The sequence below is a fragment of the Streptomyces sp. NPDC006332 genome, from assembly GCF_040612855.1.
Lineage (GTDB): Bacteria > Actinomycetota > Actinomycetes > Streptomycetales > Streptomycetaceae > Streptomyces.
In genome coordinates this window covers 1-13,421 of sequence record NZ_JBEXRA010000069.1, presented here as the reverse complement: position 1 = coordinate 13,421, position 13,421 = coordinate 1, and the positions used below count along the sequence as shown (strand labels likewise).

The window sequence follows — 13,421 nt, the reverse complement described above, 5'->3', positions numbered from 1 at the left end:
CAGTGCTTCCGGTCCGGCCAAAGGGGGGCTCTGCCAGGCCGGCGTTCGGGGGTCGCGTTTCCTGGTCGTCACCGGCGGGGCAGGGGTTGCCCCGTCGTCGGGACGTTTCTCAGGAGTCGCCCTCGTCGCCCTCGTGGGCGGCGAAGTCACCGGCCACGGCACGGTGTCCGCCGCTTGCGGTGCCGGTGACCGAGTAGCCGTCGTCCTTCGCGTCCCGGCCACCGCGGTCGTGGTCGTACTGGCCCGCGAACACCCACTCGCCAGGCCACACCGTACGACCCGGCTTGAGTACCCAGGTGTAGACGAGGAAGCCGTCCTGCTCGGCGACCGTCGCGGTGAAGTCGTCCTCGGGCGCGGACCGCCAGGCGCCGGCCGAGGTGACCCCGCCGGTCTGTCTGACCTTCAACCGGACGGTGAGCGCGGTGAGTTTCTCGCTCGTCTTCAGGGTGACGTTGCTCTGCGCCCAGAACTCGTTGCTGTGCGGGTCCACCGAGCCGTCCGACCACAGCGGGCCGTCCTCGGAGCCGGAGCCGGAGCCGGAGCCGGAGCCGGTCGCAGTCGACGGCGGCGCGGTCGCGGTGGAACTCGGCGCACTGGTGGGCGACTTGCTCGGCGCGTCGGGCTCCCGTGTGGGCCTCGGTGTCGGCTCCGCCGGCGGGGCGGGCGCGCGGCTCGTCGCGTCCGGGGAGGGGGTGGGCGTCGGCGACACGTCGACCGCCTGAGGGGGAGCCTCGTCCTTGACCGCGGAGGCGACCGCGTAACCGCCGACGCCGAGCACGCAGGCGACCGCGGCGGTGGCGCCGACCACCCGCGCCCAGCCCAGCACCGGCGGACGGGCCGCCCGTTGGTCCGCGCGGGTCTGTTCGGTCATCCCGCGCTCGACCCGGGCCAGGATGCGCGCGCGGTCGGGCTCGTGCGCCCCGGACGCCTCGTGCAGCCGAGCGCGCAGCTCGTCGTGCACGTCCCGCCGCATCGTCATCGGTCCCTTCCTCCGGCGTCACCGGTGCGCACCATCGCCGCGCGCACCTGCCGCGGAGCTGCCGGTGTCCCGAGCAACCGCTGTAGTTCGGCCATCCCCTTGGAGGTCTGGCTCTTCACCGTACCGACCGAGACGCCCAGGGTGAGCGCGGTGTCCTTCTCCGAGAGGTCGAAGGCGTGCCGCAGCACCACGCAGGCGCGTTTGCGGAACGGGAGCCCCCGCAGCGCCTCCTGCACGTCGACCACGCCCGCCACGTCCGGATTCTCGGTCTTCTCCTCGCGCTGCGACCAGAACAGCGCGACGCGTCGCCGCTCCCTGACGGCGCTGCGGATGCGGGTGCGGGCCAGGTTGGCGACGACACCGCGCGCGTACGCCGCGGGATGGTCTGCCGCGCGCACCCGGTCCCAGCGGTGCCACAACGCCAGCAGGGCGTCCGCCGCCAGGTCGTCGGCGGCGTCTGCCTCACCGGTCAGCAGATGCGCGAGACGGGACAGTTCGGCGTAGTGACGCTCGAAGAAGGCGTGGAACTCCACGGAGGCTGCGTCGTCGACGACCGTGCCCACGGGCGACCTCTCCTCACGGCGGCTCGGGCATCCGGCCAGACGGATGCCGGCTGTGTATGTCATGTGAATGACATGCGATCATCCGGCGTCGGCCGGTTCGAGATCCGGAAGCGTAGCAGTGATCGTGAGCATCGTTCGTACGGGTCTTCGAACACCGTCTGACCGGCGCGACCCTGATTCCGTAACACGGAGAAAACCCGAAACCGGTTCAACGAAGGAACAATCCAGCCAGCATCCGCAGACCGATCTTTCAGGCATCAAGGAGCAACGACCATGTCCGTGACACAGCGGCCGACCGACCGGCCAAGTGGCCCGCCACCAGGGGCGAACAGCGTCGACCGGTTCTTCGGAATCACCGAGCGGGGGTCCACCCTCGGCCGGGAGATACGCGGCGGCCTCGCCACCTTCTTCACGATGGCCTACATCCTTGTCCTGAATCCCATCATCCTCGGCAGCGCGAAGGACAAGTTCGGCCACCAGTTGGACGCCGTCCAACTGACCACCGCCACCGCCCTGGTGGCCGCCGTGATGACGATCATCATGGGCGTCGCCGGCAACCTCCCCCTCGCGCTCGCGGCCGGCCTCGGACTGAACGCGGTCGTCGCCTTCCAGATCGCCCCGCTGATGAGCTGGGACGACGCGATGGGCCTCATCGTCCTCGAAGGCCTGCTCATCTGCGTGTTGGTGGTGACCGGGCTGCGCGAGGCCGTCATGCGCGCCATCCCGCAGTCGCTGAAGCAGGCGATCAGCGTCGGCATCGGCCTGTTCATCGCCTTCATCGGCTTCGTCGACGCCGGCTTCGTCAGCCGGATCCCCGACGTGGCGGGCACCACCGTCCCCGTCCAGCTCGGCTCCACCGGCACCCTCACCGGGTGGCCGATCCTGGTCTTCTGTCTCGGGGTGCTGCTGACCATCGGACTGCTCGCCCGCAAGGTCAAGGGCGCCATCCTCATCAGCATCGTGACCATGACGGTCGTCGCGATCGTCATCGACTCGGTCGCCGACATCAAGACCTGGGGCCTGACCACGCCGAAGATCCCGGACGACGTGGTCGCCTCGCCCGACTTCGGCCTCGTCGGCCACTTCAGTCTGTTCGGCGCCTTCGGTCAGACCGGCGCCATCACCGTCGTCCTGCTGGTCTTCACCCTGATCCTGTCCGACTTCTTCGACACCATGGGCACCGTGGTCGGCATCAGCGCCGAGGCCGGACTGCTGGACGAGGAGGGCAGGGTGCCCAACCTCGGGCGGGTGCTGCTCATCGACGGCGCGGCGGCGGTCGCGGGCGGCGCGGCCTCGTCCTCCTCCGCCACCTCCTACATCGAGTCGGCGGCCGGTGTCGGCGAGGGCTCGCGCACCGGCTTCTCCAACCTCGTCACCGGCGGCCTGTTCGCCCTGGCCCTGTTCCTGACCCCGCTGCTGACCATCGTCCCGCTCCAGGCGGCGGCCCCGGCCCTGGTTGCCGTCGGCTTCCTGATGATGACCCAGGTCAAGAACATCGACTGGGACCGCTACGAGATCGCCGTCCCGGCGTTCCTGACGATCGCCGTGATGCCGTTCACCTACTCCATCACCAACGGCATCGGCGCCGGTTTCATCACCTACGTCCTGCTCAAGACGGTCCTCGGCAAGGCGAAGGACATCCACTGGCTGTTGTGGGGGACGGCCGCGCTGTTCCTGGTGTACTTCGCGATCGACCCGATCGAGCAGATCCTCGGCGTGAAGTGAGCGCGGGCCCCGGCAGGAGGGTGCCGGGGCTTCCGCCCGTTCTTCAGCGGCGAACCTAGTTCTTCAGCGCCGCCTCCATCACGGCCTTGGCGACCGGCGCCGCCAGCCCGTTGCCGCTGACCTCCGAACGAGCCGCGTTCGACTGCTCCACGACCACCGCGACGGCGACCTCCTTGCCGTCGGCCTTGCCGTACGACGTGAACCAGGCGTACGGCGTCTGGCTGTTGTTCTCGCCGTGCTGGGCGGTGCCGGTCTTGCCGCCCACCGTCGCGCCGGGGATCCGCGCGTTGGTACCGGTGCCCTCCTCGACGACTGTCCGCATCGCGGACTGCAACTGCTCGGCGGTGGAGGAGCTGACGATCTCCTTGGTGTCCGTGTCGTCGTCGTAGTTCTCCAGGACGTCACCACCGCTGTTGGTGATCTGCGACACCATGTGCGGCGAGACCAGCTTGCCGTCGTTGGCGATGGCCGCCGACACCATGGCCATCTGCAGCGGCGTCGCCGTCACATCGAACTGGCCGATGCCCGACAGGGCCGTCTGCGCCTTGTCCATGTCCTTCGGGTACACGCTCTCGTACGCGCGCACCGGTATGTCCTGCGTCGGGTCGTCGAAGCCGAACTTGTCCGCCGTCTCCCGGACCTTGTCCTCGCCGAGGTCGACGGCCATCTTCGCGAAGACGTTGTTGCAGGAGTACTCCAGGGCGACCCGGATCGTGGCGTTCTCACAGGGCGCCGAGGGGTTCTCGTTCGCCAGGACGTTGTTCGACTGTGGCAGCTTGTACGGGTTCGGGCTGTCCGTCTTCTCGTCCACCGACGAGTACAGACCGTCCTCCAGCGCGGTCGCCGCCACGACCAGCTTGAACGTCGAGCCCGGCGGCAGCGGCTGGCGCAGAGCCCGGTTGGTCAGCGGCTTGTCGGAGTCCTCGGTCAGCTTCGACCAGTCCGTACCGGCGGAGTTGGCGTCGGTGAGCGAGGTGGGGTCGTACGACGGCGTCGACACGACCGCGAGGATCCGGCCCGTGCTCGGGTCGATCGCGACGGCCGCGCCCTTCTTGTCGCCGAGCGTGTCGTACGCCGCCTTCTGCACCTTCGGGTCGATCGTCGTCACCACGTTGCCGGGCTCGGCCCGCTCGTTGGTGACGGTGTCCATGACCGTCTTCAGCCGGATGTCCGTCCCGTTGAGGAGGTCCTGGTAGACGCCCTCCAGCTGGGTCGGCGCGTACGCCTGCGAGGCGTAGCCCGTCACCGCCGCGTACAGCGGGCCGTTGGTGTAGGTGCGCTTGTACTTGAGGTCGCTGCCTTTCGTCTGCGCGGAACCGGTGATCGACTTGCCGGCCACGATGATGTTCCCGAGCGGGTCCGCGTACGTCTCGATCGCGTTGCGCCGGTTGTCCTTGTCGTCCGCGAGCGCCCGGCCGTCGTAGAACTGCACCCAGGTCGCCCGGACCAGCAGGGCGAGCACCAGGAGCAGCGTGAAGGCGGAGGCGCGCCTGATCGTCTTGTTCATCCCGCCAGGAAGGACGAGCGGGGGCGATCGGATCGTTCCCTTCGGCCCAATTTCTCATCGGACGTTCATGTACACATGGGGTGTTCACGAACGCCGGCGGTGGCCGTCACCCCCGCAGGGTCAGCACGACCTCGTCGATCTCCTCGCGGCGCGCGTTGGCGAAACCCCGCTCCCGTGCCGCCACCTCGAAGCCGCACTTCTCCAGGGCCCGCAGGGAGCCCTCGTTGTCGGCGGCCGCGCGGGCGTACAGCGGGCGTTCCGGCACCTCGGTCACCAGCGCGCGCAGGGCCGCGGTGGCCACGCCCCGCCCCCAGTACGCGCGGTCCACCCAGTACGTCACCTCGCGCTCGCCCGGCTCCCCGTACACCGCCGCGCTGCCGACCACGTCACCGTCGGCCAGGACCGTCCTGGCCACGGCGTCCGAGGCGCGGATCCCCTTCCAGAGGGCGTCGAAGGCGTCCCGGTCGGCGGGGTCCTTCGGGGTGAAGGCCGCCATGCGGACCGCCTCCGGGTCGTTCATCTGCCGGAAGAAGACCGGCAGGTCGCTGTCGTGGACCTCGCGGAGTGTGATCTCCATCGGGTTCAGAGCCTCCTGGTGGCGAGCGTGAGCCGGTCACGGGCGTCGAACAGGGCGTCCTTCACCATCTGCTCGTGGGCGGGGGTCAGCCGGGCCACCGGCACGGAGCAGCTGATCGCGTCCCGCGCGGGCGTGCGGTAGGGGATCGCCACGCCGAAGCAGCGCAGCCCCAGCGTGTTCTCCTCGCGGTCGACGGAGAAGCCCTGTTCCCTGATCTGGTGCAGCTCCTCGATGAGCTTCTCCCGGTCGGTGATCGTGTGCTCGGTGAGCGCCGGCAGGGTCTCCGGGAGCATCTTGCGGACCTGCTCGTCCGGGTAGGTGCTCAGCAGCGCCTTGCCGAGGGAGGTCGAGTGCGCGGGCAGGCGGCGGCCGACCCGGGTGAAGGGGCGCAGGTAGTGCTGCGACTGGCGGGTGGCGAGGTAGACGACGTTGGTGCCGTCCAGGCGCGCCAGGTGGATGGTCTCCGTGGTGTCGTCCGAGAGGCGGTCCAGGGTCGGCCGGGCGGCCGCCACCACCTCGTCGCCGTCGATGTAAGAGGTGCCCACCAGCAGCGCCCGCACGCCGATGCCGTACCGCGTGCCCGTGGCGTCCGTCTCCACCCAGCCCAGCTCCACGAGCGTGCGCAGTAGCATGTACAGACTGGACTTGGGGTACCCGACGGCCTCCTGGACCGCCGCCAGGGAGTGCATGCCGGGGCGCCCGGCGAAGTACTCGAGCAGTTCAACGGTCCGTACCGCGGACTTGACCTGCGCCCCGCCGCCTGTCTCGGCTGCCGACATCGCCCTTGACCCCTTCGTTCGACGGGAAATAGTCTCCAACAGCATATTCACCACCAGAGACAGCGTTCAGTATATCGAACGCCCTGGTGAATGACCCAGATACTGCGGCATTACAGCGCAAGACATACGCAAGACATACCTGGAGGGACCCGCGGTGGCAGCAGCACCAGTCTGGAGTGTCGACCCCCGAACCGGGAAGCAGCGTGAACAGGTTGCGGTGGAGGCCACGGCCCAGGAGGTGGACGCCACCGTCCGCGCCGCGCACGCGGCCCGCGGGTCGCTGGCCGACCGAACCGTGCGCTCGGCGTTCCTGCGGTCCGCCGCCGACGGTCTGGAGGCGGCCAAGGACCATCTCGTCGAGGCCGCCGACGCCGAGACCGCGCTCGGTCCGGTACGGCTGACCGGCGAACTCGCCCGCACCTGCTACCAGCTGCGGGCCTTCGCGGACATCGTCGACGAGGGCGCCTTCCTCGACGTCGTCATCAACCACCCCGACGACACCGCGACGCCGCCGATCCCGGACCTGCGCCGCTACAAGGTGTCGCTCGGCGTGGTCGCCGTCTACTCGGCCTCCAACTTCCCCTTCGCCTTCTCGGTCGCCGGCGGCGACACCGCGAGCGCGCTGGCCGCGGGCTCCCCGGTCGTCGTCAAGTCGCACCCCGACCACCCGGGCCTGTCCGAGCTGGTCGCGTCCACGCTGCGCCGGGCCGCCGCCGCACACGGCATCCCCGAGGGCGTCGTGGGTCTCGTGCACGGCTTCGAGGCCGGCATCGAGCTGATCAAGCACCCGCTGATCGCCGCGGCGGGCTTCACCGGATCCGTCCGGGGCGGCCGCGCGCTGTTCGACGCGGCGGCCGCGCGGCCGGTGCCGATCCCGTTCCACGGCGAGCTGGGGTCGCTGAACCCGGTCGTGATCACGGAGGCGGCTGCCGCGGAACGCGCCGAGGCGATCGGCACGGGCCTCGCCGGTTCGATGACGCTGGGCGTCGGCCAGTTCTGTGTGAAGCCGGGACTCGTCCTCGCGCCGTCCGGCGCGTCCGGCGACCGCCTGCTGAAGTCCCTGACCGACGCCGTCAGCGACACCGAGTCCGGGGTTCTCCTCGACCACCGCATGCGGGACAACTTCGTCGCCGGCGTGGCCGAGCGGGTGGAACTCCCCGACGTCGAGTCCCCGGTGACCCCGGGCGCGGGCGGCGAGCACACGGTGAGCGCGGGCTTCCTGACGGTGGCGGCGGAGAAGCTGGCCACCGAGGGCGCCTACGACCTCCTCCTGGAGGAGTGCTTCGGCCCGGTGACGGTCGTGGTCCGCTACGACGACGACGCCCAGGCGCAGGCCGTGCTGTCCCGTCTGCCGGGCAACCTCACCGCGACGGTCCACCTGTCGACGGAGGAGGCGGCCGGTGAGGGGCGCGGCGCCGAGATCCTCGCGGAGCTGACCCCGCTGGCCGGCCGGGTGCTGGTCAACGGCTGGCCGACGGGTGTCGCCGTGGCACCGGCCCAGCATCACGGCGGGCCGTACCCGGCCACGACCTCCACGTCGACCTCCGTCGGCGGTACGGCGATCGAGCGGTGGCTGCGGCCGGTGGCGTACCAGAACGCGCCGCAGGCGCTGCTGCCGCCGGAGCTGCGGGACGACAACCCGCTCGGGCTGCCCCGCCGTTTCAACGGCCGACTCGAACGCTGATCGCACAACGGACGCGCGGAGAAGGGGAAACTGGGAAACTCTGAGCATGGACGTGAAACTTCCCGAACTCCCCTTCCCCCTGCGTACCTACGGCCCCGACGGCAACTGGTCCCACGAGGACGGTGTCCTCACCGGATGGGCCGGACCCCGCCAGGACCGCTTCGTGACGCCCACCGGCGAGGGGCTGGACCCCGCCTCCGACGCGCCCCGTCTGCTCGGGGCGCCCGAAGGCGACTTCCAGCTGATCGCCCGGGTCACGGTGGGGTTCGCCGGGGCCTTCGACGCCGGGGTGCTGTACGTCCATGTGGGTGAGCGGGCCTGGGCGAAGCTGTGCCTGGAGTACTCCCCGAAGGTGCCCACCGTCTGCACGGTGGTCACCCGGGGTCACTCCGACGACGCCAACTCCTTCACCGTGGACGGCAGTTCCGTGTGGCTGCGGGTGAGCCGCACCGGGCGGGCCTTCGCCTTCCACGCCTCCCGCGACGGTGAGCGCTGGACCTTCGTCCGGCTCTTCACCCTCGGGGATGAGGAGGCGACCGGCGCCGCCCTCGTCGGCTTCATGACGCAGTCGCCGATGGGGGAGGGGTGCGTCGTGACGTACGACCACATCGAGTTCCGGCCTACCTGGCCGGACGACCTGCGAGACGGCAGCTGAGGGCGAAGGTCACCACGAGCAGGGCCGCGCTGATGGCCAGGCTCAGCCGCATCCCCCCGACGAACCCGTCGGAGACCAGCGCACCGAAGACCGCGATGCCCAGACCCCCGGACACCTGCCGCGCCGCGTTGAGCATCCCGGCCGCCAGGCCCGCCCGTTCGGCGGGTACGGCGTCCATCATCGCGGCGGTCAGCGGCGGCACCGTCAGCGCGCAGCCCAGCGCCATCGGTACCAGGAGTACGGCCACCAGAGCGGTCGGGGTGCCGGCGTCGACGTACAGCAGTCCGAGCAGTCCCGCGACGGCCAGCCCCTGCCCGACGAGCATGGGCAGCCGGGGGCCGTGGCGGCCGGCCAGTTTGCCCGCCACCACGTTCGTCACCGCGATCAGGCCGGTCATCGGCAGGAACGTCAGCCCGGCGGCCAGCGCCGAACGGCCCTGCACCTGCTGGAAGAAGAGCGAGAAGACGAACACCATGCTGTAGAAGGCCACGCTGACCGCCGCTCCCGCCGCGACCGTCGCGACCACGGTCCGATCGCGGAAGAGGCCGAGCGGGACGACCGGGTGCGGTGTGCGCGCCTCGATCCGCAGGAACGCGATCGCCGCGACGACGGCCACCGCTCCCGCCGCCCAGCCCGCCGTGCCGCCCTCGATCACCGCGAACGCCAGCGCCGTCAGGGCCAGCACCGCCGTCACCTGGCCGGGCAGATCCAGCGGCGCGGGTCGGCGCTCGGAGCGCGGGGCCCTCAGGAGCAGGGCGAGGATCAGCGCGCCCACCGGCAGGTTGACGAAGAAGATCCCACGCCAGTCCCAGGCCGTGGTCAGCGCACCGCCCGCCACCGGGCCCAGCGCCACCGCCGCCGAACCCCCGGCCGCCCACAGGGCCACCGCACGGGCCCGCCGGGCCGGATCGGTGTACGCCTGCCGCACCAGCGCCAGCGAGGCCGGGAGCACGACGGCCGCCGCCACACCCTGCACCACCCGGGCGCCGATCAGGGTCGGCAGGTTCCCAGCCAGTCCGCAGGCCACCGAGGCGAGCGTGAACACGGTGGTGCCGAGCGCGTACGCCCGGCTCGCCCCCGCCCGGTCCGAGAACGCCCCGGTGGACAGCATCAGCGCGGCGAAGGCCAGCGTGTAGGCGTCCACCACCCACTGCAGGCCGGACATGCCGGCGTCCAGGGACGAACCGATCGCGGGCAGCGCCACGTTCACCACCGACGCGTCCAGGCAGATCAGCGCGAAGCCGAGCAGGGAGGCGGTGAGGGTGAGCGCGGAGGAGGGGCTCCTGGGCCCCGACTCACGCTCGTCACGGGCGAGTCGGCCGGGGCGGAGGAGGGACTGTTTCGTGGGCATGACTCCATGCTGCGGAACTCCGCCGACGTACAGTAGTGGCCGCCATGCCATATGCCCGGAGGTTCTGGCCATGCCCGAGCAGTCAGCCCCGCACCGCATCGCGGTCATCGCGCCCTCACCCGTCTCGATGTTCAACCTCGCCATCCCGGAGATGCTCTTCGGCAAGGTCGAGCGGGACGGGCGGCCGGGGTACGAGGTGGTCATCTGCGCGGCCGAGCCCGGCCCGCTGCCCACGACCGGCGGCCTCGACCTGCACGTTCCGCACGGCCTGGACGCCGTGCGGGACGCGGACACGGTGCTCGTCGCGGGCACCGGGGCACCGTTCGAGCCGGAGCCGCGGATCGTGGCCGCCGTCCGCGAGGCGGCCGACGCCGGCACCCGCATCGCGTCCCTGTGCACCGGCGCCTTCCAACTCGCCGAGGCGGGCCTGCTCCAGGGCCGCAAGGCCACGACGTACTGGGCGCACGCCGAGGAACTGCGCACCCGGTACCCGCAGGTCGAACTCTGCGCGGACGTGCTGTACGTGCAGGACGGGCCGTATCTGACGGCGTCCGGGTACGCCGCCGGCATCGACCTGTGCCTGCACCTCATCCGCACCGACTACGGCGCCGCGATCGCCAACCAGGTCGCCCGGCTCGCCCTCGTCGCCCCGGTACGCCCGGGCGGCCAGACGCAGTTCACCCAGACCCCGCTGCCGCCCGAGCGCGGCACCGCCTGCGCGGACACCCGCGGCTGGGCCATGCGCAACCTGGACAAGCCGCTCACCCTGGCCGACCTGGCCCGGTACTCGGGCGTCTCCGTGCGCACCCTCACCCGGCGCTTCCACGCCGAGAGCGGGGTGAGCCCGCTGCAGTGGCTGCTCCACCAGCGCCTCGAGCGGGCCAAGGAACTCCTGGAGACCACCACCCTGCCCATGGACCAGGTGGCCCGCGCCTGCGGCCTCGGCACCGCCGACTCACTGCGCGCCCATGTGGCGCGGCGGACCGGACTGACCCCGAGCTCCTACCGGGCACAGTTCAGCCGTCTGGGAACCACGTCCGTGGCGGACACGTCCTCCGCTGCGTGATCAACGAACGCGTGACCGGAGACCTGGTGATCCGCACCGCCCTGCCCGCCGAGGCCGACGCCGTCACCGCGCTGCACGCGCGGGCCCGGGCGACCTACTATCCGGACGGGATCCCCGACGACGGCACCGACTGGCTCGCCGTCTGGCGGGCGGCCGTCGAGCGGCCCGACGGGCATGTGCTGTGCGCCGTCGAGCAGGCCCGGATCGTCGGCCTCGCGTCCTTCCGCACCCCCGAGGGCGCCCCCGCGGACACGGTCAAGCTGTTCCAGTTCCACGTCGACCCCGGCCACTGGCGCGCCGGTATCGGCACGGCCCTGCACACGGCCTGCGTGGAGCAGTGGCGGGCCGACCGCAGACGCACCGCGGTGCTCGACGTGCACGTGGACAACCGGCGGGCCCAGGCCTTCTACGCCCGCCAGGGCTGGATCCCCGACCCGGAGAACCCACCGGCCGACGACGACCACCACCTCTACCTGCGGTACGCCGTCAGCCAGGCCGCCACCCAGGAATGAACCACGCTGCTTTAACGTTCACGCACTCGGCGGAGGGAGCCTTCGCACCCGTACGACTGGAGAGAGCCGAGACCATGCGCGTCGAGATCTGGACGGACATCGCCTGCCCCTGGTGCTACGTGGGAAAGGCCCGTTTCGACAAGGCGCTGGAGGCCTTCCCGCACCGAGACCAGGTCGAGGTCGTGCACCGGTCGTTCGAGCTGGACCCGAACCGGGCCAAGGGCGACGTCCAGCCGGTGCTCGCGATGCTCACCAAGAAGTACGGCATGAGCGAGGCCCAGGCCCAGGCCGGTGAGGAGAACCTGGGCGCGCAGGCCGCCGCCGAGGGGCTGGAGTACCGCACCCGGGACCGCGACCACGGCAACACCTTCGACATGCACCGGCTGCTCCACCTCGCCAAGGAGCACGGCAGGCAGGGCGAGCTCATCCAGGCCTTCTACACGGCCAACTTCGCCGAGGAGCGGTCCGTCTTCTCCGAGGGCGACGAACGACTGGTGGAGCTGGCCGTCGCCGCGGGCCTGGACGCCGACGCCGCCCGCGCGGTCCTCGCCGACCCGGCCGCGTACGCCGACGACGTCCGCGCCGACGAGCGTGAGGCCGCCCAGCTCGGGGCCAACGGGGTGCCCTTCTTCGTCCTCGACCGCAAGTACGGTGTCTCCGGCGCCCAGCCCGCGGAGGTCTTCGCGCAGGCGCTCACCGAGGCGTGGGGCGAGCGGTCACCGCTGAAGCTGATCGACGAGGGCGGCGCTGAGGCGTGCGGTCCGGACGGGTGCGGGGTGCCGCAGCACTAGGGCCGCTGAACGGCGGGCAGGTCGGGGCGGACGTATAAGGATCCCTTGGCGGGCCCCCGTGGAAACGCGCAATGGACGAGGGTTGGCGGGTGGCTCACAGTGGTCTCATGGAGACCTTCGAGAGCCTCGTCCGAGCCGAGTTCGCCCCGAAGAACACCTTTCTGAACACCGCGAGCAGCGGTCTGCTCCCCGCTCGTACCGTGGCCGCCCTCCAGGAGGCGGCACAGACGCGGGCCGACGGCGGTCCGCTGGACGCGCTGTACGAGGACGTGGAGAGCGCCCGGGCCGCCTTCGCCCGGCTGGCCGGCGTCCCGGTCGGCCGGGTCGCCGCCGGGTCCTCGGTGACCGCGCACACCGGGCTGGTCGCCGCCTCGCTGCCCGCGGGCGCCGAAGTCCTCACCGCCGAGGGAGACTTCGCCTCCGTAGTGAACCCCTTCCACGCCCGCGGCGACCTCAAGGTGCGCGCCGTGCCCCTGGAGCGGATCGCCGAGTCCGTCCGACCGGGCACCGCGCTCGTCGCGGTCAGCTCCGCGCAGTCCGCCGACGGCCGGATCGCCGACCTGCCCGCGCTCCGGGAGGCGGCCCGCGAGCACGGCGCCCGCACGTACGTGGACGTCTCCCAGTCCGCCGGATGGCTGCCGATCGGGGCCGACGCGTACGACTACACCGTCTCGGTCAGCTACAAGTGGCTGCTCGGCCCGCACGGGGTGGCCTTCCTCGTCGTGCCGGAGGACTTCGGCGGCCTCACGCCGATCCTGGCCGGCTGGGTCGCGGGGGAGAACCCCTGGGACAGCTGCTACGGCCCGCTGGCCGAACTCGCCCACTCCGCCCGCCGGTTCGACCTGCCGCCCGACCTGGCCGCCTACGCCGGGATGCGCCGCTCCCTGGAACTCGTCGAGGAACTCGGGGTCGACGCCGTACGCGCTCACGACCTCGCCCTCGCCGACCGGTTCCGCACGGGACTGGCCGCCCTCGGCCACGAACCCGTGCCCGCTCCCGGCTCGGCGATCGTCTCCGTCCCCGGGCTCGGCCACCACATGCCCCGGTTGAGCGACGCCGGGATCCAGACCGCGAGCCGCGCGGGCAATCTGCGCGCCTCCTTCCACCTGTACAACACGTCCGACGACGTCGACCGGCTGCTGGACGTCCTGTCCGGCTGAAGGCAGGCAACGCACTGGAGCGGGCGGTGTCGAAGAGCCCGTCACCCACGTCCGCACCCCCGTCCACCCCCG

The 13,421-nt window shown here is 71.4% G+C and carries 13 protein-coding genes; 7 read left to right on the top strand and 6 right to left on the bottom strand.

Features of this window, described 5'->3' with window-relative positions; genetic code table 11:
- Positions 1–109: 109 nt before the first annotated feature.
- Both ABZ027_RS38185 and ABZ027_RS38180 read right to left on the bottom strand, forming a co-directional pair.
- A complete protein-coding gene (locus ABZ027_RS38185; RefSeq protein ID WP_356776753.1) occupies positions 110–979 on the bottom strand; it encodes a hypothetical protein in 870 nt (289 codons plus the stop codon).
- Positions 976–1,542, bottom strand: a complete 567-nt coding sequence (locus ABZ027_RS38180; RefSeq protein WP_356776800.1) for a SigE family RNA polymerase sigma factor — start codon at positions 1,540–1,542, stop codon at positions 976–978. The genes ABZ027_RS38185 and ABZ027_RS38180 overlap by 4 nt, the downstream gene beginning before the upstream one ends.
- A gap of 273 nt (positions 1,543–1,815) precedes the next feature.
- Between ABZ027_RS38180 and ABZ027_RS38175 the strand changes: the two genes are divergently transcribed.
- Positions 1,816–3,267, top strand: a complete 1,452-nt coding sequence (locus ABZ027_RS38175) for an NCS2 family permease (protein WP_356776751.1) — start codon at positions 1,816–1,818, stop codon at positions 3,265–3,267.
- A 55-nt stretch (positions 3,268–3,322) separates the two neighbouring features.
- Here ABZ027_RS38175 and ABZ027_RS38170 read toward each other — a convergent pair whose 3' ends face one another.
- The 3 genes from ABZ027_RS38170 to ABZ027_RS38160 all read right to left on the bottom strand — a co-directional run bounded on the left by ABZ027_RS38170 (position 3,323) and on the right by ABZ027_RS38160 (position 6,130).
- Positions 3,323–4,774 (bottom strand): penicillin-binding transpeptidase domain-containing protein, encoded by a 1,452-nt coding sequence (locus ABZ027_RS38170; RefSeq protein ID WP_356776749.1) that lies wholly within the window; start codon positions 4,772–4,774, stop codon positions 3,323–3,325.
- A gap of 106 nt (positions 4,775–4,880) precedes the next feature.
- Complete coding sequence (locus ABZ027_RS38165; protein WP_356776747.1) at positions 4,881–5,351, bottom strand: GNAT family N-acetyltransferase; 471 nt, start codon at positions 5,349–5,351, stop codon at positions 4,881–4,883.
- A gap of 5 nt (positions 5,352–5,356) precedes the next feature.
- Positions 5,357–6,130 (bottom strand): IclR family transcriptional regulator, encoded by a 774-nt coding sequence (locus ABZ027_RS38160; RefSeq protein ID WP_356776745.1) that lies wholly within the window; start codon positions 6,128–6,130, stop codon positions 5,357–5,359.
- 154 nt (positions 6,131–6,284) lie between these two features.
- On the opposite strand from ABZ027_RS38160, the gene ABZ027_RS38155 reads away from it, so the two are divergent.
- Together ABZ027_RS38155 and ABZ027_RS38150 are read left to right on the top strand one after the other, a co-directional pair.
- On the top strand, positions 6,285–7,814 hold the full coding sequence (locus tag ABZ027_RS38155) for an aldehyde dehydrogenase (NADP(+)) (RefSeq protein WP_356776743.1): 1,530 nt from the start codon (positions 6,285–6,287) through the stop codon (positions 7,812–7,814).
- 46 nt (positions 7,815–7,860) lie between these two features.
- A complete protein-coding gene (locus ABZ027_RS38150; RefSeq protein WP_356776741.1) occupies positions 7,861–8,469 on the top strand; it encodes a DUF1349 domain-containing protein in 609 nt (202 codons plus the stop codon).
- Here the strand turns inward: ABZ027_RS38150 and ABZ027_RS38145 are convergent.
- Positions 8,435–9,820 carry an MFS transporter gene (locus ABZ027_RS38145; RefSeq protein ID WP_356776739.1) on the bottom strand — a complete coding sequence of 462 codons (1,386 nt, stop codon included), beginning with the start codon at positions 9,818–9,820 and terminating at the stop codon, positions 8,435–8,437. The genes ABZ027_RS38150 and ABZ027_RS38145 overlap by 35 nt on opposite strands.
- 70 nt (positions 9,821–9,890) lie before the next feature.
- Here ABZ027_RS38145 and ABZ027_RS38140 point away from each other — a divergent pair, with 70 nt between their 5' ends.
- The 4 genes from ABZ027_RS38140 to ABZ027_RS38125 all read left to right on the top strand — a co-directional run bounded on the left by ABZ027_RS38140 (position 9,891) and on the right by ABZ027_RS38125 (position 13,349).
- Positions 9,891–10,886, top strand: a complete 996-nt coding sequence (locus ABZ027_RS38140; RefSeq protein ID WP_356776737.1) for a helix-turn-helix domain-containing protein — start codon at positions 9,891–9,893, stop codon at positions 10,884–10,886.
- Positions 10,883–11,398, top strand: a complete 516-nt coding sequence (locus ABZ027_RS38135; protein ID WP_356776735.1) for a GNAT family N-acetyltransferase — start codon at positions 10,883–10,885, stop codon at positions 11,396–11,398. The genes ABZ027_RS38140 and ABZ027_RS38135 overlap by 4 nt, the downstream gene beginning before the upstream one ends.
- A gap of 74 nt (positions 11,399–11,472) precedes the next feature.
- The gene (locus ABZ027_RS38130) at positions 11,473–12,189 is read left to right on the top strand and encodes a DsbA family oxidoreductase (protein WP_356776733.1); all 717 of its coding nucleotides are present in this window, start codon (positions 11,473–11,475) and stop codon (positions 12,187–12,189) included.
- Positions 12,190–12,296: 107 nt separating this feature from the next.
- Complete coding sequence (locus ABZ027_RS38125; RefSeq protein ID WP_356776731.1) at positions 12,297–13,349, top strand: aminotransferase class V-fold PLP-dependent enzyme; 1,053 nt, start codon at positions 12,297–12,299, stop codon at positions 13,347–13,349.
- The last annotated feature ends 72 nt before the right edge of the window (positions 13,350–13,421 follow it).